Origin of the sequence: Massilia haematophila (assembly GCF_042647645.1) — a bacterium.
Taxonomy (GTDB): domain Bacteria; phylum Pseudomonadota; class Gammaproteobacteria; order Burkholderiales; family Burkholderiaceae_D; genus Telluria; species Telluria haematophila.
In genome coordinates this window covers 85,110-105,946 of the sequence record NZ_JBHRVV010000001.1, presented here as the reverse complement: position 1 = coordinate 105,946, position 20,837 = coordinate 85,110, and the positions used below count along the sequence as shown (strand labels likewise).

General features: G+C 62.7%; 22 protein-coding genes and 1 other RNA gene. 13 read left to right on the top strand and 10 right to left on the bottom strand.

The features are described 5' to 3' along the window. The first annotated feature begins 51 nt into the window (after positions 1 to 51). Positions 52 to 756, top strand: a complete 705-nt coding sequence (gene ubiG, locus ACFOPH_RS00535; protein WP_312548992.1) for a bifunctional 2-polyprenyl-6-hydroxyphenol methylase/3-demethylubiquinol 3-O-methyltransferase UbiG — start codon at positions 52 to 54, stop codon at positions 754 to 756. A gap of 13 nt (positions 757 to 769) precedes the next feature. Next, entirely contained in the window at positions 770 to 1,477 is a 708-nt protein-coding gene (locus tag ACFOPH_RS00530; protein WP_379732811.1) for an HAD family hydrolase, read from the top strand. A gap of 278 nt (positions 1,478 to 1,755) precedes the next feature. Here the strand turns inward: ACFOPH_RS00530 and ACFOPH_RS00525 are convergent, their stop codons facing one another. Next, complete coding sequence (locus tag ACFOPH_RS00525; RefSeq protein ID WP_379732773.1) at positions 1,756 to 2,799, bottom strand: IS110 family transposase; 1,044 nt, start codon at positions 2,797 to 2,799, stop codon at positions 1,756 to 1,758. Positions 2,800 to 3,060: 261 nt separating this feature from the next. On the opposite strand from ACFOPH_RS00525, the gene ACFOPH_RS00520 reads away from it, so the two are divergent. The 7 genes from ACFOPH_RS00520 (at position 3,061) to ACFOPH_RS00490 (ending at position 7,025) form a co-directional block, all read left to right on the top strand. Continuing rightward, on the top strand, positions 3,061 to 3,690 hold the full coding sequence (locus tag ACFOPH_RS00520) for a glycine zipper 2TM domain-containing protein (protein ID WP_379732809.1): 630 nt from the start codon (positions 3,061 to 3,063) through the stop codon (positions 3,688 to 3,690). A gap of 185 nt (positions 3,691 to 3,875) precedes the next feature. Continuing rightward, positions 3,876 to 4,234, top strand: a transfer-messenger RNA (tmRNA) gene (ssrA, locus tag ACFOPH_RS00515). A 354-nt stretch (positions 4,235 to 4,588) separates the two neighbouring features. Beyond that, on the top strand, positions 4,589 to 5,080 hold the full coding sequence (locus ACFOPH_RS00510; RefSeq protein WP_312548988.1) for an Hcp family type VI secretion system effector: 492 nt from the start codon (positions 4,589 to 4,591) through the stop codon (positions 5,078 to 5,080). After that, entirely contained in the window at positions 5,080 to 5,502 is a 423-nt protein-coding gene (locus tag ACFOPH_RS00505; RefSeq protein WP_312548987.1) for a Rap1a/Tai family immunity protein, read from the top strand. The genes ACFOPH_RS00510 and ACFOPH_RS00505 overlap by 1 nt, the downstream gene beginning before the upstream one ends. Beyond that, positions 5,499 to 5,993, top strand: a complete 495-nt coding sequence (locus ACFOPH_RS00500) for a T6SS effector amidase Tae4 family protein (RefSeq protein ID WP_312548986.1) — start codon at positions 5,499 to 5,501, stop codon at positions 5,991 to 5,993. The genes ACFOPH_RS00505 and ACFOPH_RS00500 overlap by 4 nt, the downstream gene beginning before the upstream one ends. Before the next feature lie 24 nt (positions 5,994 to 6,017). Then, positions 6,018 to 6,629, top strand: coding sequence for a restriction endonuclease (locus ACFOPH_RS00495; protein ID WP_379732806.1), 612 nt, complete (start codon positions 6,018 to 6,020; stop codon positions 6,627 to 6,629). A gap of 138 nt (positions 6,630 to 6,767) precedes the next feature. Next, a complete protein-coding gene (locus ACFOPH_RS00490) occupies positions 6,768 to 7,025 on the top strand; it encodes a hypothetical protein (protein ID WP_379732804.1) in 258 nt (85 codons plus the stop codon). Positions 7,026 to 7,385: 360 nt separating this feature from the next. Here the strand turns inward: ACFOPH_RS00490 and ACFOPH_RS00485 are convergent, their stop codons facing one another. From ACFOPH_RS00485 to ACFOPH_RS00465, 5 genes are all read right to left on the bottom strand, one after another. Continuing rightward, positions 7,386 to 7,895, bottom strand: a complete 510-nt coding sequence (locus ACFOPH_RS00485) for a type II toxin-antitoxin system YhaV family toxin (RefSeq protein WP_312548982.1) — start codon at positions 7,893 to 7,895, stop codon at positions 7,386 to 7,388. Further along, positions 7,892 to 8,221: a type II toxin-antitoxin system PrlF family antitoxin gene (locus ACFOPH_RS00480; protein ID WP_379732802.1), complete on the bottom strand. Its 330-nt coding sequence runs from the start codon at positions 8,219 to 8,221 to the stop codon at positions 7,892 to 7,894. The genes ACFOPH_RS00485 and ACFOPH_RS00480 overlap by 4 nt, the downstream gene beginning before the upstream one ends. 166 nt (positions 8,222 to 8,387) lie before the next feature. Next, positions 8,388 to 9,017, bottom strand: a complete 630-nt coding sequence (locus ACFOPH_RS00475) for a type 1 glutamine amidotransferase domain-containing protein (protein ID WP_312548980.1) — start codon at positions 9,015 to 9,017, stop codon at positions 8,388 to 8,390. 81 nt (positions 9,018 to 9,098) lie between these two features. Further along, complete coding sequence (locus ACFOPH_RS00470) at positions 9,099 to 9,410, bottom strand: chaperone modulator CbpM (protein WP_312548979.1); 312 nt, start codon at positions 9,408 to 9,410, stop codon at positions 9,099 to 9,101. A gap of 11 nt (positions 9,411 to 9,421) precedes the next feature. Beyond that, positions 9,422 to 10,327: a DnaJ C-terminal domain-containing protein gene (locus ACFOPH_RS00465; protein WP_379732799.1), complete on the bottom strand. Its 906-nt coding sequence runs from the start codon at positions 10,325 to 10,327 to the stop codon at positions 9,422 to 9,424. 217 nt (positions 10,328 to 10,544) lie between these two features. Between ACFOPH_RS00465 and ACFOPH_RS00460 the strand changes: the two genes are divergently transcribed. The 3 genes from ACFOPH_RS00460 to ACFOPH_RS00450 all read left to right on the top strand — a co-directional run bounded on the left by ACFOPH_RS00460 (position 10,545) and on the right by ACFOPH_RS00450 (position 15,835). Next, positions 10,545 to 11,948 carry an MATE family efflux transporter gene (locus tag ACFOPH_RS00460; RefSeq protein WP_312548977.1) on the top strand — a complete coding sequence of 468 codons (1,404 nt, stop codon included), beginning with the start codon at positions 10,545 to 10,547 and terminating at the stop codon, positions 11,946 to 11,948. Positions 11,949 to 12,047: 99 nt separating this feature from the next. After that, entirely contained in the window at positions 12,048 to 14,267 is a 2,220-nt protein-coding gene (locus tag ACFOPH_RS00455) for a S9 family peptidase (protein WP_379732797.1), read from the top strand. A 368-nt stretch (positions 14,268 to 14,635) separates the two neighbouring features. Beyond that, entirely contained in the window at positions 14,636 to 15,835 is a 1,200-nt protein-coding gene (locus ACFOPH_RS00450; protein ID WP_379732795.1) for a hypothetical protein, read from the top strand. Positions 15,836 to 15,961: 126 nt separating this feature from the next. Here ACFOPH_RS00450 and ACFOPH_RS00445 read toward each other — a convergent pair whose 3' ends face one another. Then, positions 15,962 to 16,147, bottom strand: a complete 186-nt coding sequence (locus ACFOPH_RS00445; RefSeq protein ID WP_312553585.1) for a CsbD family protein — start codon at positions 16,145 to 16,147, stop codon at positions 15,962 to 15,964. Between the two features lie 206 nt (positions 16,148 to 16,353). Between ACFOPH_RS00445 and ACFOPH_RS00440 the strand changes: the two genes are divergently transcribed. Next, positions 16,354 to 17,448, top strand: coding sequence for an AI-2E family transporter (locus ACFOPH_RS00440; protein WP_379732793.1), 1,095 nt, complete (start codon positions 16,354 to 16,356; stop codon positions 17,446 to 17,448). Positions 17,449 to 17,648: 200 nt separating this feature from the next. On the opposite strand, the gene ACFOPH_RS00435 is transcribed toward ACFOPH_RS00440, so the two are convergent. From ACFOPH_RS00435 to ACFOPH_RS00425, 3 genes are read right to left on the bottom strand one after another with little or no spacing between them, the layout of a single operon-like run. Further along, complete coding sequence (locus ACFOPH_RS00435; RefSeq protein ID WP_312553581.1) at positions 17,649 to 17,825, bottom strand: CsbD family protein; 177 nt, start codon at positions 17,823 to 17,825, stop codon at positions 17,649 to 17,651. A gap of 37 nt (positions 17,826 to 17,862) precedes the next feature. After that, on the bottom strand, positions 17,863 to 18,531 hold the full coding sequence (locus ACFOPH_RS00430; protein ID WP_379732791.1) for a class I SAM-dependent methyltransferase: 669 nt from the start codon (positions 18,529 to 18,531) through the stop codon (positions 17,863 to 17,865). 58 nt (positions 18,532 to 18,589) lie between these two features. Next, entirely contained in the window at positions 18,590 to 20,707 is a 2,118-nt protein-coding gene (locus ACFOPH_RS00425) for a M13 family metallopeptidase (protein WP_379732789.1), read from the bottom strand. Between the last annotated feature and the right edge of the window lie 130 nt (positions 20,708 to 20,837).

Sequence of the window (20,837 nt, the reverse complement as noted above, 5' to 3'; positions counted from 1 at the left end):
CCGCGCATTTTGTACCTCGCAGCCGGGTATTTCCCGCTATTATTCCGACCTATGAATACGAACGCCGACCCTCTTGAAATCTCGAAATTCAGCGAACTGGCCCACCGCTGGTGGGACCCGACTTCCGAATTTCGCCCGCTCCACGAAATCAACCCGCTGCGCCTTGAATGGATCAACGCGCGCGCGCCGCTGGCCGGCAAGAACGTGATCGACATCGGTTGCGGCGGCGGCGTGCTGTCCGAATCGATGGCGCGCAAGGGCGCGAAAGTCACCGGCATCGACCTGTCGAAAAAGGCCCTGAAAGTGGCCGACCTGCACAGCCTGGAGTCGGGCGTCGAAGTGCGCTACAAGCACATCGCGGCCGAAGAGATGGCAGCGGCCGAGCCGGGCCAGTTCGACGTCGTGACTTGCATGGAAATGCTCGAGCACGTACCCGACCCGGCCTCGATCGTGCGCGCTGCCACCACGCTGGTGAAGCCGGGCGGCAAGGTCTTCTTCTCGACCATCAACCGCAATCCGAAGGCCTACCTGCTGGCCGTGATCGGCGCCGAATACGTGCTGCGCATGCTGCCGCGCGGCACCCACGACTACGGCAAGTTCATCACGCCGGCCGAGCTGTCGCAGTTCGCCCGCGCCGCTGGCCTGCAGGTCGACGGCATGAAGGGCCTGAGCTACAACCCGCTCACCAAGATCTACTCGCTCAACAACGACACCGACGTGAACTACATGGTGGCGTGCACCCGACCGCTCGACTGAACGATTCCCGACCATGAGTTCCCTTGCTGTGATGCCGGCCCCGCGCGCCGTCCTGTTCGACCTCGACGGCACCCTGGCCGACACCGCGCCCGACCTGGCCGCGGCCGTCAACTGGCTGCGCACCGAGCGCGGCCTCGAACCGACCCCGTACGCCGTCCTGCGCCCGACCGCCTCGGCCGGCGCGCGCGGCATGATCGGCGCCGCCTTCGGCCTCGCCCCCGGCGACGAGGGCTACGAGGAATTGCGCCTGCAATGGTTCGACCGCTACCAGGACAACATGGCGGTCGAAAGCACCCTGTTCGAGGGCGTCGATGCACTGTTGCAGGGCATCCAGGACGCCGGCATGGCCTGGGGCGTGGTCACCAACAAGCCCGCGCGCTTCACCGATCCCCTGATTCCGCAGATTCGACTTGACCACGCGGGCTGCATCGTGTCGGGCGACACCATGCCCTTCGCCAAGCCCCATCCAGCCCCGCTGCTGGAAGGCGCGCGCCGTCTCGGCATCGCACCCGAGCACTGCTGGTACGCCGGCGACGACCTGCGCGACATCGAAGCCGGCCGCGCCGCGGGCATGGTGACCGTCGCCTGCGCCTGGGGCTACTGCGGCGCCGTCGAACCCTCGACCTGGGGCGCCGACTTCCTCTGCACCACCCCGTTCGAGCTGCTCGACCTGCTGCGTTCGCTGGCCCCGGCCAACATGCGCACCGCCTCGGTCGCCTGAACCGTATCTATGGACTCCACCCGATTTGCAAGAAGAAGATTGAATTTTTGCCGTTAGGAAGAGTTTGCTTGTATCTATTCGGCCTGTATGTTGAGCGTTTCCAGTGCTCTGGCCCTGATGTGATACGCGCGTCAGGATCCTCATAGGGTGACGGCCTTGATGGCCACTACAGTTTACGGATTCACCCGACGCCGGTTCGACCTGTTGGCATCATTCGTTCTTCTCGTCGCAAACTTGGCAGTTGCTCCTTGTTGTTGCTGAGTTACTCGACAGTCTTTTCAGGCCGGCCTGGGCGTGTCTTTCGACCAGGCCGGAACATAAGGACGTCCGTGCGCGATCAACGCCCAGATCACCCTGGCCATCTTGTTGGCCAGCGCAGTCGCGGCAACGTTGAAACTGCGCCGTTCTGCCAGCCTTGTTGCCCATTGCAGCAGCTTGTCGGGCTTGCCGCTTGCTGTTCTCAGCGCACTGCGCGCTCCGTGTATGAGCAGGGTGCGCAGGTAGCTGTCGCCCCTGCAGGTAATGCCATACAAGCGCTGCTTGCCTCCACTGCTATGCTCGCGTGGCACGAGGCCTAAATTCGCTGCAAAGTCTCGCGCGCTCTTGTAGTGGTGCGGATCGGCGATCGTTGCCTGCACTGCCGTTGCCGTCAACGGCCCTACACCCGGCACTTCCATCAGTTTCTTCGCCAGTTCCGACCTGGCTGCCTGATTCAAACGTCGGTCGTACGCCTGAATCCTCTCGTCCTTGTCGTCCAGCTGGGCCTTGAGCTCCCGGAATGTCTCCAGGGCCATACCAGACAAACCATTGTCCGGATCGTTCAGCCATGCTTTCAGTCCGTCGCGCAATCTTTCCACGCGCTTGGGAAATACCCGGCCATATTCGCCGGCAAATGCCCGGATCCTGTTGATCATCGCCACCCGTTCTGTCATCAGGGCGCTGCGAGCGCGGTGCAGCATCTGTAAATCTTGCTGTGCAGCCGTATTGATCGGCACATACTTGGTCGAACCGCGCGAGCGTGCCTCGGCAATTGCAGCAGCGTCGTTCATGTCGTTTTTGTTACCAGTGACATATGCCCTGACGTGTTGGGCCGCAATCAGTTTGGCGTCGTGCCCCATTTCCACGAGCTTGCGTGCCCAGTAATGCGAACCTGCGCAGGCTTCGATACCAATCATCGCCGGGGCCATCTGCGCGAACTGCGCAAGCACCTGGTCTCGAGAAAGCTTACGCTTGAACACCCGCTTGCCGTGTCCATCGAGCCCGACCGCGAAGAACACGTCCTTCGCAATATCCAAACCAACGACTTTTGCGCTAGCATTCATGGTGACTCCCCCTCTTGTTTTAGCTTGCCAGCCCAATCTGGCACGCTTGGCACAATGATGCCGATATCAGGAGGGTGGAGTCCATCACATTAGGGTGGGCGGGTTCCCCACCCACGCGTTCACCCAGCGGACGCGCATTCGCGCTGCCTCTTGCACGCTTACATCTGATTACGACTGAAACAGCCCAGTGTCTACCATGTAACAGGTCCTTTCGGTAATCTGCACTCATCGAACAACGCAACACCACGAGGAGCAGAGAACATGACCACCACCAACCGCATTCACCCCCTGATGGCCGCCGCAGCCGCTTCGGTAGTCATTGTCAGCCTGACCGGCGCCGCCGCCATCGCAGGCCTGCTGCCAAGCTCGCGCAGCGCCCCGGAAGCCCAACCCGCGCTGACCCCGACCGCCGCCTTGCCGCTGGCCGCCGGCCAGGGCGTCGCCCCGGTCGCCCAACTGCAGCAGGCCGCCCTGCCGGCCCAGCCAGTGGTGGTCAGCGCAGCCCCGGGCACGACGACCTACGTCCAGGCAGCGAACCTCCCGGCCGGCAGCGCCGCCCCGGTGGTCGTGGTGAAGCAGGAACCGGCGCCGGTGGTGAAGCAGACCGTGATCAAGGAAACCGTGGTGCAGAAGCCGCGCGTGGTCGAGCACCGCCCTGCCCCGCAACCGGTCCGCTACGCCGAGCCGGTCTACCGCGCCGCTCCGCCTGCCCCGACTCCGGCACCGGTGCAGCAAGGCCCGAACTACGTCGGCGTCGCCACCGGCGCCGTCATCGGCGGCCTGATCGGCAACCAGGTCGGCGGCGGCAACGGCAAGAAACTCGCCACCCTGGCCGGCGTCATCGGCGGCGGCTACGTCGGCAACGAGATCGCCAAGCGCAACGGCCAGTAAGCATAGCGACCAGCATGGAAGGAACCGGGGTTGAAAAACCGCGGTTTCACCCCAGATAGGCCATGTCGCACCGATGGCGCAGAGGTTTGAAACAGATCGTCACGCCACGGAGCAAAGTGTGCATCGGACCGTACTCTCGGGTGCACTTGACACGAGTTTGGAGTACAATGAAGTTTCTTTCGTTGGGGGGCGACCTGGTTTCGACGTGGGTTGCAAAGCAGCGCAGGGCATACCGAGGGCTGGTTACCTCGTAAATACACCCAGAAATCAATAACTGCAAACGATAACTCGTACGCACTCGCAGCCTAATCGCTGCTAGCTCTACACTACCTCGCCTCTGGGGTGGGCCGCAAGGCAAGTAGAGTCATTTACAGAGGCTAGGAATCACTTGGGTCACTTGGGTGCTTCCGAAATTTAAGGTGACTCGCTTGTACAAAGGGTGCACATCCCCGTTGTCCAGGTTAAATTAATTGATAGTGCTAAGTATGTAGAACTGTCTGTAGAGTGCTTGCGGACGAGGGTTCGATTCCCTCCGCCTCCACCAGTATTCAAAAACAAAGCCCCGCCGGCGCAAGCCGGCGGGGCTTTGTTTTTGAATACTTCGTTGCAGATGAGCGAATAGAACTCTTGGACGGTACGGACGAGGGGCGAGCAGGGGTTTCGAGCTGCGCAGCAGCGAGCCTGCGAGCGACCTTGCGCCTTCGGGCGCAAGGGCTCTCCGATTCGGCTGACTAGAGGGAAATCGCGTAGCGATTTCTTGCCTTTCGCCTCCACAACAAGCACCAACACATTACCGGGGCGCTCAGCGCTTGACTTACCGTCGCCAAACGATTGACCCCACCCAACTTGCAGCAAACACAACAAAGCCAGAATGCCCCATCACCACGACGGAGGCATCATGGCAACAGACTACTACCTGCAACTGGACGGCATCAAAGGCGAGTCGACCGACTCAAAGCACACCGCCTGGATCGAGTGCACCTCGGTCAACTGGTCCATCACCCAGCCCAAAAGCGCAACGGCATCGACCGGCGGTGGCCACACTGCGGAGCGTGCCGAGCTCAGCGAAATCAGTATTACCAAGCTGGTTGACTTGGCCTCGCCAATCCTGGCGCAGGTCTGCGCCTGCGGGAAGACGATCCCCAAAGCCAAGCTGGAAATGCAGCGCGCCGACGGCGCCGGCGAGCCGGTCAAGTATTTCGAGGTTGAGCTGGAAAACGTCCTGATCGCGCACATCGCACCCAGCTTCGGAGGCGGAGATTTCCCCGGCGAGAGCCTTGGCCTGAAATTCTCAAAGGTCCGCTGGAAGTACACCCAGCAGAAGATCGGCGGCGGCAGCAACGGCAATACCGCCGGCGGCTGGGACTTGGCCACAAACAGGATTGCGTGATGCGCGCGCCGATCCTATTCGGGCTCCTGGTGGTCGCGCCCTGCATCGCCCAGCCGGGCGTGCCGGCGCCACAGATGACCGGCGAGACTCTAGTCAAGCTGATGGGCAACGTGGACCCAGCGGACGTGTCGTGGTCACCTGAAAGCCCGTTCCGCACGCGTGCGATCGCCGCTGAATACATCGACATGTCGAACGGCGAACTCGTGCGCGGCTTTATTCAGGGCGTGCACGACGCAACCCGGGGCAAGGAGTGGTGCCCTAGCGCGCAGGCCTCCCCATTGCCACACGAAATGGACGCGGACGCCCGCCGCATGCTGCAGCGCCTGCCAGCCGCAGAGCTCCGCCGCAGCGCTGCAGAGCTCATCGTCGCAGTCTGGCGCAAGACCTGGCCCTGCCCGGCAAACCAGCGGAGACCACAATGAAGGTACCGTATGCCAACTTGCGGATGCACTTCCCGGACACCGACAGCGTCGGCCGAGATGAGCTCTATCACTGGATAGGGTATCCGGAGAATATCACCGACCCGAACTTCTACAACACATGCGCGATCCGCATAAGCCTGGCACTCCTCGGCGCCGGCTACCCCAACCCCGGCAGATGGCCGATCAAGGCCGGGAAATACAAGGGTCGGTCCATCGAGACGCGGCAACGCGCCCTGAGCGCATGGTTGGTGCGCCAAGTCGGGCAGCCCGCTAAATTCAAGAGCGGCCAGGAGGCCGAGCGCGCGATCGGAAGCCAGCAGGGCATCGTTTCCTTCTTCAGCATCTACGGCGACCAGAATCCCCAAGGGCACATCGCTATCGTGTCAAGGGATCGTTGGGGCCGGTATCTCCGTTGCGGAAATGAGATCGACGGCACGGCAACTGGCTGCTACTGGTCATCGCGCGAGGTATGGTTCTGGCCGCTGAAGTGACATCACTCAGGTGCTCTAAGCTATATGCTGATCAACGATTACTATATCGTCCTGCGATTCTGTGGAGGCGAGGCTGAGTTAGAGGACAATGACCCGTCGCATTACCTGTATATCACCGAAGGCACGGTGATCGCGCAAGACGAAGCCGATCAGACTGAAGACGTTGGCCGCGTCCGGCTGTTTTACATCGATGTGGAACGCGGTGAACGCAGGGGCTTTGGCCGTCGATATTTCGATTACACGCAGGAGACTTGCGAAAACTATTCTGACACAGGGGGTGGCGTTAGTGGCATCGACGAAATCATCATAGACCGGCTCGGGCTAGATGCGATCTACCTCCAGGCTAAACGCTGGCAAGGCTCAGTGGGACAGCGTGATAACCGAGAATTTGTAGGTGCTCTGCAAGGTCAGCGCGCACGAAAAGCGTCTTCATTACGACGTCAGCCTTCACGTCGATGCATTCGAATATGCTTCACGCATCGACACAAAAGTCGTTTCGATGAGCGCAACGGCGCTTGCGCAGCTCATGACTCACTTCGATATCGGCGTCTCGCGACATCGTATCTCATAAAGCACATCGGCATACATTTCCTCGAAGAAGCGCAAGGGCTAGTGTCGCCAAAATCACGTCTCTAATTCTTTAAACACCGTTACATTTGGTGGAATTTCCAGTAAAAAAAGAATGTAATCTAAGAAAGTAAATTTTTAATGTAAGTTACTCGGGAGGTAAAATTGGATTCTTTTGGATGGTTCATCGGAATCACTGCAGTGATCATGATCGCAGGCGCAATTCAAATGGCGATGGTGACTAACCCAGGCAAACAATTGCATGCCAAATTCGTTGCGTTAGGTACGCTTTCGGGACGTACCAAAGACGAAATTATCGCTGAGGTCGGTCCGCCCTCATCGGTTTCCGGCTTACCGGACGGCAAAACATTACTTCAATGGCAAGCAACCGGGTGTCACATGGCACTTCGGTTCTCAGGCGAAATTTGCGATGGCATTACTCACGAACACGTTCATCAAGGTTAGCAAAAGATTCTGCAGCGGCTAGGTCGTGTAGCTCAATGTTAGAATCCCATACCAGTGTACCAAGTGCGACACTGTCGGCAAGTCAGCTCAGTGCGCGAACTGTCAAAGTTCAACGGCTTATGTAGGGTGAGAAGTACGCGGGTTTGATTCCTTCCGCCTCTACCAGTATTCAAAAACAAGCCCCACCGGCTTGCGCCGGCGGGGCATTGTTTTTGAATACCTGCTTTGAGCAGGGCATTCGAACTGCGTAGCAGTGAGTCTGCGAACGCCTTCGCGCATGCCGGCGCAAAGGCGAGCAGGGGTTTAGAACTGTACAGGACGGACGCCTGTGACGACGCTGTTCACCACTGCAGTCAAACCTTAGTGCAGAGCAATGCCCACAGCGAACTCCTGCAGTCGCTGCCCTCCGGAGCATGCCTCGGCCAGCAACTGGTCCCAGTCATCAGGTGGACGGCCGCTATCGAGCATCCTGCGGAACACCCGATAGGCGTCATCGCTGCTCTCGTAGGCGCGTTTGGTATCCTCATCATTGACCCACGCGAACACGATCATCTTGCCAGGAGCGTGGTAACGGAAGAACAACCGGTACTGCTGGAAAAACTTGGCGCGGAACCAATGCTTGTGATCTTCACCGAGGGTATTACCTTGCCGATATTCTGGTCGTGCCGGGTCTTGCGGGATAATGTCGAACGCCAGCCTGATGATCGCCGCCAATCGTTTGCTGGCGTTTTTCTTCACGTACCCGACCGGGTCTTTCTGTTTAAGGGAGTCGACCTGTTGAGCGAGCGTCTCAAGCTGAGCCAGGAACAACGGATGAGCAAAAATCGTCCAGCCGTGAATGACCAAAGGCGCGGGTTTGTCCGCGCTCATTCATCGTCCGCCGACAGGGCAGCGTCAAGATCGACCTCAACGCCACTGGTCAGCGACTGGAGCCGCTGCACGAAACTGGCGTCGACGGCCTGCAGACGCTCTGGATGACTGGCGATGTCGCGGGCGAGAAAACCAAGGAAAGACCCCAGCACCGGGTCATCCTCTACGGCGGGTTCGACGCGCGTCAGCACGACCTCGCCGCTGGGGCGAATGGTGTACTGGATCTTGTCGCGCTTGCCAAGCTGGAGCGCGCGGCGTACGGTTTCCGGGACCGTGGTCTGATAACGGTCGGTTAACGTGGATTCGACTTCGAGGGTGGCAGCCATAGCGCTCTCCGGTCAAAATGGGTAGATGCGTGCATGGTAATGCAATCGCCTTACCAAGTCAATGCAAGTGCATTACCAGCAGCGATGACCATCAGTGTCCTGCTCTGCAGCTACCGAAAATGATGGGAGCCGGCAGAAAAACGCGCCCAATCGGGCGCGCTGTAACTTACGAACTCGGCCCCATATCCGCCCCCTGCGCATCCACCCTCAGCGCCTTGAACAGCGCATCATTAAACGCCGGAATATCATCCGGCTTGCGGCTCGTGATCAGCTTCTCGTCGATCACCACTTCCTGATCCACCCACTCCGCCCCGGCCGCACGCATGTCGTCCTGGATCTCCGGATAGCTGGTCAGGTTCTTCGACTCGGCAATCCCGGCATCGATCAGCACCCACGGCCCATGGCAGATCGCGGCGATCGGCTTGTCCGCCGCATAGAACTCACGCACGAAGGCCACCGAGTCGGCATCCTTGCGCAGCTGCTTCGGGTTCTCTTCCCCGCCCGGCAGCACCAGCGCATCGAAGTCGGCCGGCTGCGCGTCCTTGACGTTCATCTCGACCCTGAACTTGTCGCCCGGGGTGTCGTGGTTCACGCCCTGCACTTCCTCGCCCGCGGCTTTCGGCGAGATCAAAATCACCTGCGCGCCCTGCTGCTCCAGGAAGCTGCGCGGTCCGGTGTATTCGACCTGCTCCACGCCGTCCGTCATCAGCACGGCGACGCGCTTGCCCTGCAGCGTGTGCGAAATATCGACGCCTTCGACGGGCAAATCGACGCTCCCATGAATGTTCTGCTCCATACAACCTCCATATCAAAAAATGTGAATCATTTGCTATCGATTGTAGGAGGACGCATGCGTACACGGCGCGCGCTTCGGTCCTTACTCCATGCCGAGTACGCGCAGCCGGGCACGCAGGCGCCTGACCTCGTCGGCAAGGTCGATAACGAGCGCGGCCAGTTCCTGGTCGGCGTCGAAATGGCGCTCCAGGTCGAGCAGGCGGCGTGCCCGCGCCAGGTCGCCGCTGCGGAAGCGCCACTGCGCCGTTTCCAGCGCGGGCGCCGTGCCCAGCACGCCTGCCTGCACGTGGCGCACCACCCAGTCCGGCTCGACGCTGCAGGCGCGCGCGAGTTCGTCCAGGCTCAGCGCCACCTCGTCGATCAACACCCCGGTCAGCGTGTCGTTCGCAAACATGGTTCACCTCCTCATGCGGATCGCGGATTGAAAGCCAGGTCGCGCGCCATCGCCTGGTAGAGCGCGCGCGCCTTGTCGTCGTTTGCCAGCGGCAGCACGACGTCGAGGATGAGGTAAAGGTCGCCCGGCGGATTGCCAGGGATGCCCCGGCCCTTCAGGCGCAGCTTGCGCCCGCTCTGCGAGCCCGCCGGCACCGATACTTCGACCGTGCCCGACGGCGTCGGCACCGCCACCTTTTCGCCGAGCGCGGCTTCCCAGGGCGTCACCGGCACATTTTCATAGACGTGGGTGCCCTCGACGCGGTAGCGCGGGTCGGGTGCGAACTGGATCTCCAGGTAGAGGTCGCCCGGCGGCCCGCCGCCATGCCCCTCGTGACCCTGGCCGGCGAGGCGCAACTGCTGGCCAGGCGTAACGCCGCGCGGGATGGTGACGTTGAGCTTTTTCTCCTGCATGCTGGCGCGTCCCGGTCCCTCCTGGCGCGGCACGCGCAGGCTCACCGTGCGCGTCGTACCCTGGTAGGCGTCGACCAGGTCGATCGTGATCGCGGCGTGGATGTCGTCGCCGCGCATCTGGAAGCTGCCGCCGCGGCGCGTACGGCCGACGTGCGCGAACAGGTCGGCAAAGAAATCGTCCGTACCGGCGCCGGCAAAGTCGTACTGCTCGCCCCAGTCCGGCGGCGGACGGAACTGCTCGCCGGCATGGTGGCCACGGCCGAGTCCGTCATAGGCCGCGCGCTTTTCCGCGTTGCCGAGCACTTCATAAGCTTCGTTGATTTCCTTGGTCTTCTGGTCCGCGTCCGCGTGCTTGCTGACATCGGGATGGTACTTGCGCACCATCTTGCGATACGCCTTCTTGATGTCGTCCGCGGATGCATTCCTGTCGACGCCAAGGGTCTGGTAATAATTCTTGTATTCCACAGCGCACTCCCGCAATGTGTGTTCATGGTCGCAACGCAGCCGTGTCGAACGATGCCCACGGCGTACGCTGCCGTCTGCCTGGCAGATGGGGGCGCGGGGCGGAAAATCAAAGTTGAACACAGCGCGTGCGCGACTGCGGCGCACATCAGACAGTCCCTGCCACCGTCCGCCTGCTTAACCGGTAAAATCGCGGGTTTCCAAGAACAAGAATTTGCCCATGACCACCAGCACCACGCTCGCCGCCACGCCCTCTCCCGTCCGCACCGAAATCGCCACGCTCTGGAAGCTGTCGTGGCCGATGCTGGTCGGGCAACTGGCAACCGTGGGCATGGGCGTGGCCGACGTGGCGATGACGGGCCACGTCAGCGCCGACGAGCTGGCCGCGGTCTCGCTCGGCACCTCGGTGTGGTCGATCGTGCTGGTCACCGTGATGGGCACGATGATGTCGATTAACACCGTCGTCGCCCACGAGCTCGGCGGCGGACGCTACGACAAGATCCCGCACTCGGTGCGCCAGTCGCTGTGGAAAGGCCTGATCGTCGGCCTGGTCGCCTGCCTGCTGGCCAACCTGTGCACCCTGCTGTTCGACCACATCGGCCTGGGCCAGGCCGTGGCCGACCGCGCCTCGCTGTTCCTGCACGTGATCAGCATCGGCATGCCGGCCTTCGCCTGCTACCGCGCGCTGTACGGCTATACGACGAGCATCAACCAGACCAAGCCGATCATGATCATCGCCATCTTCGGCCTGCTGTTCAACATCGCCAGCAACTGGTTGCTGGTATTCGGCAACTGGGGCTTTCCGAAGCTGGGCGCGGTCGGCTGCGCGGTGTCGACCGCGGTCGGCATGTGGCTGATGCTGTTCGCCATGGTCGCCTGGACAAAACTATCCAGCGCCTACCGCATGACCTATCCGTTCACGCAGTGGGAAGGTCCGGACTGGGCCGAGCTGAAGAACATGTTTCGCCTCGGCCTGCCGATCGGCGTCACCTATTTTGCCGAGGTCAGCGCCTTTGGCCTGATCAGCCTGATGGTGGCGCGCTTTGGCGTGGTCCAGGTCTCGGCGCACCAGATCGCGCTGAACTTCGCGTCCCTGGTGTTCATGGTGCCGCTCAGCTTCGGCATCGGTTTGCTCACCCGCGTCGGCCAGGCGATGGGCGAAGGCAATCCGCAGCGGGCGCGCTTCGTCGCCTGGGTCGGCGTCGGCATGTCGGTGGCCTTCGGCGTGCTGTCGGCGGCCTGCATCGCGATCTTCCGCTGGGAAATCGCGCGCGCCTATACCTCGGACCCGGCGGTGCAGGAGGCCTGCGTGCACCTGCTGCTGTTCGCGGCCCTGTTCCAGCTGTCGGACGCGACCCAGGTCGCCACCGCCTCGGCGATCCGCGGCTACCAGGTGACGCGTCCGCCGATGATCATCCAGCTGGTCGCCTTCTGGGGCTTCTCGCTGCCGCTCGGCTATATCCTCGGCATCGCACCGTCCTGGTTCGGCCTGGCGCCCGCCGCGCCGATGGAAACCACGGGTTTCTGGATCGGCCTGGTGCTGGGACTGACGATCGCCGCGGTGCTGCTGACCTGGTCCTTCGACCGGCTGTCGCGGCAGAAAGTGCGCGCAGCGGCGCATTGAAGCGAAAGCTGTTGCATTCAGGGGGTACATACTGCTTTTAGGGTGCCACTCTGGTATTGTCTCGTCCGTTGCATTTAGCCAAAACTAACGAGACAATCAATGCGCCTTCTCCTCTGCCTCCTGGCCGCGCTTGCGGCCGCGCCCGCGTCCGCCGAACGCCTCACGCTCGACCGTATCCACGGCGAAACCTCGCTCGCCGGTCCGGGCGTCAAAACCCTGAAAGTGTCGCCCGACGGCGAACGCGTGACCTTCCTGCGCGGCCGCGACGACAACCAGTTCCAGCAGGACCTGTGGGAATACAACATGAAGGACAAGACCACGCGCCGCCTGGTCGACTCCAAGAAGCTGGTCCCCAACGAGGAGCTCTCGCTCGAGGAAAAGGCGCGCCGCGAACGGGCGCGTACCGCCAGCCTGTCGGGCATCATCAGCTATAGCTGGTCGCCCGACGGCAAGCAGCTGCTGGTGCCGATCGCCGGCGACCTCTACCTGGTCGACGTGGCGAAGCCGGATGCCGCGCGCAAGGTGGCGTCGGGCAATGTGCTCGATCCGAAGATCTCGCCGAAGGGCCGCTACGTCTCGTTCGTGCGCAACCAGAACCTGGTCGTGATCGACCTGAAGACCGGCGCCGAGCGCCAGCTCACCACCGACGGCAAGGGCACCGTGCACAACGGCGAGGCCGAGTTCATCGCGCAGGAAGAGATGAGCCAGACCACCGGCTACTACTGGGCGCCGGACGACTCCGCGATCGCCTACAAGCGCTACGACGAAGCGCCGGTGCCGGTGGCGCGCCGCTTCGAGATCTTCGCCGACCGCACCGAGGTGATCGACCAGCACTACCCTGCCGCCGGCGACCCGAACGTGCTGGTCGACCTGTTCATCGTCTCGCCTGAGACCGGCGTTTCGCGGAGAATCGACCTCGGTCCGGAAAAGGACATCTACCTGGTGCGCGCCGACTGGAGCGCGGACGGCAAGATCCTGGCCTACCAGCGCCAGACGCGCGACCAGAAGCGCCTGGACCTGGTCGCGGTCGATGCCGCCACCCTGCAACAGCGCCCCCTGCTCACCGAAACCTCGCCGACCTGGGTCAGCATCCACAACGACCTGCGCTTCCTGAAGAACCGCCCGGCCTTTATCTGGGCTTCGGAGCGCAGCGGCCGCAACCACCTCTACCTGTACGACCTGAACGGCAAGCTGCTGCACCCGATCTCGCGCGGCGAATGGGGCATCGACGACGTGCTGGCCGTGGACGAGAAGGCCGGCAAGGTCTACGTCGCCTCGAACCGCGACGCCGTGATCGACAAGCAGACCTATGCGCTGGCGCTGGACGGCAGCACGGCCGACAAGCCGGCCCGCATCACCAAGGGCGACGGCTGGCATGAAGCCAGTTTTGCCAACAACGGCAAGATTTTCGTGGACACCTATTCCGATCCGCGCACCCCGCCGCAAGTGTCGATCCGCCGCGCCGACGGCGCCATGGTCGAGTGGCTCGCGCATAACGAGCTGAACGCGAACCACCCTTACGCGAAATACCTGCCGGACCACCTGCCGACCGAATACGGCACCATCAAGGCCAAGGATGGCCAGATCCTGCACTATTCGATGATCAAGCCGGCCAACTTCGACCCGACGAAGCGCTATCCGGTCTTCCTGTTCACCTACGGCGGCCCGCACTCGCAGCGCGTGACCCGCACCTGGGGTAACTATTTCGACCAGTACATGGCCCAGCAAGGGTTCGTGGCCTTCCGCCTGGACAACCGCGGTTCGGGCCGCCGCGAGCGCGCCTTCACCGACGTCATCTACAACAACCTGGGCAAGAACGAAGTCGAAGACCAGGTCACCGGCATCGAGTGGCTGGCCCAGCAGAGCTTCGTCGATCCGAAGCGCGTCGGCGTGTTCGGCTGGAGCTATGGCGGCTTCATGACGCTGCGTCTGCTGGCAGCTGCCTCGGACAAGATCGCGATGGGCGTATCGGTGGCGCCGGTGACCGACTGGGCGCTGTACGACACCCACTATACCGAGCAGTTCGTCGGTGCCACGCCGAAGTCGGATCCTGCGGCCTATGAGCGCAGCGGCGTGTTCGCCCACCTGGACGGCCTGAAGTCGCCGCTGCTGCTGATCCACGGCATGGCCGACGACAACGTCCTGTTCACCAACAGCACCCGCCTGATCGACGAGCTCGTCAAGCGCAACGTGCAGTTCGACCTGATGACCTACCCGGGCGCCAAGCATGGTATCTCGGGCCGCACCAGCCAGCGTCACGTATATGGCCTGATCGAAGCCTTCTTCAAAAAGAACCTGGGCGGCACCGCACCGAACTGATCTTCCGTCACTGCGGCAAGTCGTCGCCGCCTTGTCAAAAGGGCCTGAAAGCCGCTCCCATAGCGGTTTTCAGGCCCTTAAAATTTTCCGCATGGAAAAAAAGTATTTCCGAGTTGGAATTAAATATTCCGTCATTACAAAAAAAGTCAACAATTTTTGTCTCGCAAAAACAACGCTATACAAATTTTTTTCTACCCGATTTAGATGCTCAAAATCAGTTTTTTTCCTATAGGAATGTGTCTTTTTGGAACTCGGCTGTTCAGTTTCCAGTAACAAATTATGTCCCCACAGAATTAATTCCGCACGGTATTCTGCGCGTTCCTGATCTCACAGACGCTTCCACAAGCGCGCACTACACGAGGAATACCATGCAATCGATTCGCAGCAACGCCACCAACCGCATCGCTTTCGCCGTCTCCGCCCTGGTCGTTGGCGCCGCCTTTGCAGCACCCGCCTCGGCCGCCACTCTCAGCGTCGGCTCAGGCAAGACTTACGCTACCCCATGCAAGGCTTTCGCCGCCGCCAAGACCGGCGACGTGGTCGAAATCCAGGCTGCCACCTATTCCGGCGACGTCTGCGCCGTCAAGGCCAGCAACCTGACCATTCGCGGCGTGAACGGCCGCCCGAAGATCAACGCCAACGGCAAGGCCGCCCTGTCGAAAGGCACCTGGGTCATCCAGGGCAACAACGTCACCGTCGACAACGTCGAGATGTATGGCGCCAAGGTGGCCGACAAGAACGGCGCCGCCCTGCGCCTCGAAGGCACCAACTTCACGCTGCGCAATAGCTTCCTGCACGATAACGAGAACGGCATCCTCAGCGGCGCCAATACCGCCAGCACCGTGACCATCGAATACACCGAGTTCGGCCGCAACGGTTACGGCGACGGCTACAGCCACAACCTCTACATCGGCAAGGTCGCCAAGCTCTACTTCCGCTACAACTTCTCGCACGACGCCAACGTCGGCCACAACCTGAAGTCGCGCGCCCTGTACAACATGATCGCGTACAACCGCTTCTCGAGCCTGCGTTCGGGCGAGACCGGCAGCACCAAGGCCGGCAAACCGAGCTACGAGATCAACGTGCCGAACGGCGGCACCACCTACATCATCGGCAACGTGATCATGCAGCCGGCCTCGAACAACAACCCGGCCATGGTGTCCTACGGCGAAGAAGGCGTGGGCGACCGCAAGACCGACCTGTACGTGATCAACAATACCTTCGTGAACGACGAAAGCTCGCGCGGCACCTTCGTTACGGTCCGCAACGCGGCGACCCCGGCCAAGCTGATCAACAACATCTTCAGCGGCGGCGGCACGGTCACCACCCAGTCCTCCGCGGTGCAGAAGACCAACTACCGTTCGGTCTCGGGCGACTTCGTCAACAAGGCAGCCTACGACCTGCGTCCGGCGTCCGGCACCCAGATCGTCAATGCCGGCTCGAACCCGGGCAGCTCGGACGGCGGCCTGTCGCTGAAAGCCACCGCAAGCTACAAGCACACCGCGTCCTACGCCTCGCGTTCGACCCTGGGCGGCACGATCGACATCGGCGCCTACGAAGTGAAGTAAGCGGCGCCATCCGCTGCGCGCCGCAAGCGCGACGGCAGGATGAAAAAAGGTGAAAGAAAAACGGGCCCCGGCGCGCTGAACGCCGGGGCCCGTTTCTTCATGGGGGCGCTGGCGCCCCCCGGCGCATCATGCGCGGTCGATGCCGTCCTTCAGCACTTCCTTGGCATCGCCATATTTTTCCTGGGTCTTGCCCTCGACCTGGTTCTTCAGGCCCTTGGCTTCCTGTTCGCGGTTGCCGACCAGCTTGCCGGCTTCTTCCTGGATCTTGCCACCGATGTCTTGCAGTTTGCCTTCGACTTGGTCCTTGTTCATGATGGTTCTCCTTACAGGTTAGTCAAATAAAGCGCGGTCAATGTGCCGCGCGATGGGTCCAGAATACGCCCGCGCACCCTGCCCATCTGTACGGCCACGCACACAGCTCGTCCATATCCGGCCCGCACCACGCGCTGCTCATCCATGCGCCGGGCAAGGTGGCGGAGTGGTAGTGTTGAATTATCCTTTTGATAATCAAACCAACCATGAGCGAACAATCCCTTTCCCCATCGTCCGCCACCGAGGCGGATGTCACGCCCAAGCGCGGGCTGATGCGGCGCACGGCCATCATCAACGGCGTTGCTGCTCTCTTCATCCTGGGACTGGCCGCGGTCTGGCTCGCCGCCGACGCCCTGCTGCTGGTCTTCGCCTGCGTCCTGTTCGCGGTGCTGCTTTATAAACTGAGCGCCATGCTGGCGCAGCGCACGAAGATGAAACGCCAGATCGCACTGGCGGTCGTGGTGCTGCTGCTGTTCGCCATCATTGGCGTGGGCGGCTGGGCGATGGCGCCGCAGATCGCCGAGCAGTCGACCAAGCTGGCCGAGACGGTGCCGCAGTCGCTCGAGAAACTGCAGGAGTTCGTCAAGCAGCATCCCCTGCTGCAGCGCGTGGCGGCCGAATTGCCGCCGCCGGAGCAGGCGCTCAAGCAGATGTCCTCGCTGGTGCCGAACGCCGGGCTGTTCTTCGGCGGCGTCATCGGCGCCCTGGGCAACGTGGTGATCATCCTCTTCGTCGGCATCTATTTCGCCGCCTCGCCGCACCTGTACACGAACGGCTTCATCAAGCTGGTGCCGCAGGCAAAGCGTCCGCGTGCGCGCCAGGTGATGACGAAGATGGGCGACACGCTGGGCAGCTGGCTGCTCGGCAAGTCGATCTCGATGCTGATCGTCGGTGTCGCCACCTCGGTCGGCCTGGGTCTGCTGGGCGTGCCGCTCGGCCTGCTGCTCGGCATCATTGCCGGGCTGCTGGATTTCGTTCCCTATCTCGGCCCGATCCTGGCCGGCATCCCGGCGGTGCTGATCGCGTTCTCCATCAGCCCGGACCTGGCGCTGTATACAATCCTGCTGTTCACCGGCGTGCAGCTGGTCGAGGGCTATCTGCTGCAGCCGCTGATCGAATCGCGCGCCGTCGACCTGCCGCCGGCGCTGACCATCGTGATGCAGCTGGTGTTCGGCACCCTGTTCGGCTTTGCCGGCGTGGCGCTGGCGACACCGCTGGCGGCGGCGCTCAAGGTGCTGGTGCAGATGCTGTATGTGGAGGATGTGCTGGGGGACAAGGTGGAGGAGTCGGAGACGGCGTAGTGGATAGCGGTGCGTTTCGGGGCCGTGCGAGCGTCGCGTATCGCCGCGTGGGCACAGGTGCCCACCCTACGTAGGGTGGGCGGCGAAGCCGCCCGCGCGGAGATCGCTGTCATCTGATCAGTCGCAGTTGAACCGGCGCCGGGTCCAAAAACAAAACAGCCGCGACGCATCGCGGCTGTTGCACTACAAGAGGAATCGGATCAGCGGTTGCCCTTGACGATGTCCTTCACGTCGCCCACTTTTTCCTGGACCTTGCCTTCCGCCTGGTTCGACAGGCCTTCCGACTGCTGCTGGCGGCTACCGACGGCTTCGCCGACCTTTTCCTGGATCTTGCCGCCAATGTCCTTGGCCTTGCCTTTGATTTGGTCCTCGTTCATGTCATGCCTCTTTGGTTGAGTGAAACGAGGTCCCACCTTAGGCCGTATCGCCGGCGCTCTCTGTACGTTCGTTAACATTGGGTTTGCGCCACAAGCTGGCCAGCCAGGGTTGCTGTTCGCGCGGCAAGCCCTCGGGGCGGTAGTAATGGTAGAGCGGCGCGAAACCCGCGGCGACCAGGTGGCGCTCCCACGTCGGGTAGTCGTACCAGCTGCCGTAGCGCGGTCCGCTCCAGCCTTCCTCGTTGTGCCCGCGCGGATTCGAGCTGAACAGCACACCGCCCGGTTTCAGCGTGCCGTAGAGCGCGGCCAGCACGGCGGGCAATGCCCTGCTGGGCACGTGGAATAGCGATGCGTTGGCGAACACGCCGTCGAACCGTTCCGGCGGCAGGTCCAGGTGCAGGAAATCCTGGTGCCAGACTTCGCAGCCGCTGTACTCCCGCGCCATCGCGACGAATTCGCCTGATCCGTCCAGGCCGATGGCGCGGTGGCCGAGCATGGCAAAGGTCTTCAGGTCGCGTCCCGGCCCGCAGCCCAGGTCGAGCAGCGTGAACGAGCCTGGGCCTTCGATGGCGCCCAGCAGGGCCGCGACGTTCTGGCTGACGTCGTGGTCGATGGTGCCGGCAAAGAATTGCCGGGCATGGCGCTCGTAATGGTCGAGCGTGCGGCGCGAAATATCGTCCAGACTGTCGTCGAGGTTCTGGTTCATGGCTATCCGAAAAAAACAGGCGGCGCCGGCGCGATGCCGGCGCCGCCCTCCCGCGAGCTTACCAGATGCGCACGCGCTCCTGCGGCGCCAGGTAGAGCGCCTGGCCCGGCTTGACGTCGAAGGCCTGGTACCAGGCATCCAGGTTGCGCACGATGTAGGTGCGGTACTGGGCCGGGGCATGGCCGTCGGTCAGCACGATGCGGCGCAGCGAGGCTTCGCGCATCTTGGTGCGCCAGCCCTGGGCGAAGCCGGTGAAGAAGCGGCGCTCGCCCTCGACGCCCGCACTCTTGCCTTCCGGCGAAGCTTTATAGGCATCGAAGGCCGCTTCCAGGCCGGCCAGGTCGGCCAGGTTTTCGCTCAGGGTCAGCTGGCCGTTGACCGCCAGGTCCGGGAAGGGTTTATAGGTGTTGTACTGCGCCACCAGCTTGCTTGACGCGGCCTTGAAGTGGGCCAGGTCTTCCTTCGTCCACCAGTCGCGCAGGCGGCCCTGGGCATCGAACTGGGCGCCCTGGTCGTCGAAGCTATGGCTGATCTCGTGGCCGATGATGGAGCCGATCGCGCCGTAGTTCTGTGCATCCGGCGCCTTCGGGTCGAAGAACGGCGGCTGCAGGATGGCGGCCGGGAAGTTCAGCGCGTTCTGCAGCGGCAGGTTCACCGCGTTCACCAGTTGCGGCGGCATGGCCCACTCGGTGCGCTCGGGCTTGCGCTTCAACTTGGCCAGTTCCTGCTGGTAGTGGAAGTGTTCGGCGCGTACGGCGTTGCCGAAGGCGTCGTCGCGCCTGACCGCGAGACCATCGTAGGATTTCCAGCGGTCCGGGTAGCCCACGCCCACGTACAGCGACTTCACCTTGGCCTGGGCCTGGGCGCGGGTGGCCGGCGCCATCCACTCGAGCTTGTCGATGCGGCGGCTGAAGGCGTCGATGATGTTGGCGACCATCTTCTGCACGCGCGCCTTGTCCTCGGCCGGGAAATAGCGGCCGACGTAGATCTTGCCGACCGCCTCGTCCATCGCCTCGTTGGTGGCGGCCAGCGCGCGCTTCCAGCGCACCGACTGCTGCGGGGTGCCGGTCAGGGCCTTGCCGTTGAATTCGAAGCGCTGGTCGGCGTAAGCCTTGGGCAGCAGGCTGGCGTATTGGTTCAGCTTGTGGAAGGCCAGGTAGTCGCGCCAGGTGGCCACGTCCGCGTCGGCCAGCAGGCGCGCCGCGCCCGTCACCGCGCTCGGGTGGTAGACCTGGAAGCGCTCCTGGCCGGATAGTTGCGCGGCCTTGAAGAAGGCATTCCAGTCCACGCCCGGCGCGCGGCTGGCGAAGTCCTTCAGGGTCCAGACATTGTTCGACTTCTGGATGTCGCTCGACTCCTCGCGCGTGGCATGGGTTTGCGCCAGCGCCAGTTCGAGCTCGAACACGCGCGCGGCGCGTTCCTCGGCCTTGTCGAAGCCGGCCAGCTTCAGCATCGCGGCGATGTGCTGCTGGTACTTGGTGCGCAGCTCGGCCATGCGCGCATTGTTCTCGAGGTAGTAGGCGCGGTCGGGCATGCCCAGGCCGCCCTGCAGCAGGTAAGGCAGGTTGCGCGTCGGATCGGTCAAGCCCTGGGCGATCCAGACGCCGAACAGGTTCTCGGTGAAGAAGTCGGTGGCGTTGAGCGGGTCGACGTCGGCGCGCACCGAGGCGCCCAGCGCCCGCACCAGCGCCGCCTTGTCCTTGATCGCGGCGATCTGCGCCAGCATCGGCTTGATCGGCGCCAGGCCGCGCTTCTCGATCGCCGCCTCGTCCATGTAGGCGGCGTAGAAATCGGCCACCTTGCGCGCCTCGCCGCTCGTATCCTTGGCCGCGCCCAGCTCCTCGATCATCTTGGCGATGCGGGTATTGGTGTCCTCGGCCAGCGCACCCATCGCGCTCCAGGAGCCGCGGTCGGCCGGGATCTCGGTCTTCGCCAGCCAGTCGCCGTTGGTGTAGGCGAAGAAGTCGTCGCCCGGCAGCACGGTCATGCCGGCCGGCTTGTGGGCGGGCTTATTGGCGGGCGTATTGGCGGGCGTATCGGCCTGTTTTTCGGCTTGCTTCTCGGCTGGCGCCGCCGGCTGCGCGGCGGCCTGGCCGGCGGCGACCGCGGGCGTGGCCAGGGCGCCGCACAGGGCCAGGGCGATGCTGGTCTGGAGCAGGGTCGGACGTGTCTTCATGGATTCCTCGTTTTCGTTTCCGGTGACTGTTGCGGCGCCAGCGCGGCGCGGATGTGGTTGCTCACACGGCCGAAGTACTTGGCCACATCATTTTCCATCATATTCGCATCGCGCACCTCGACGGGAGCCG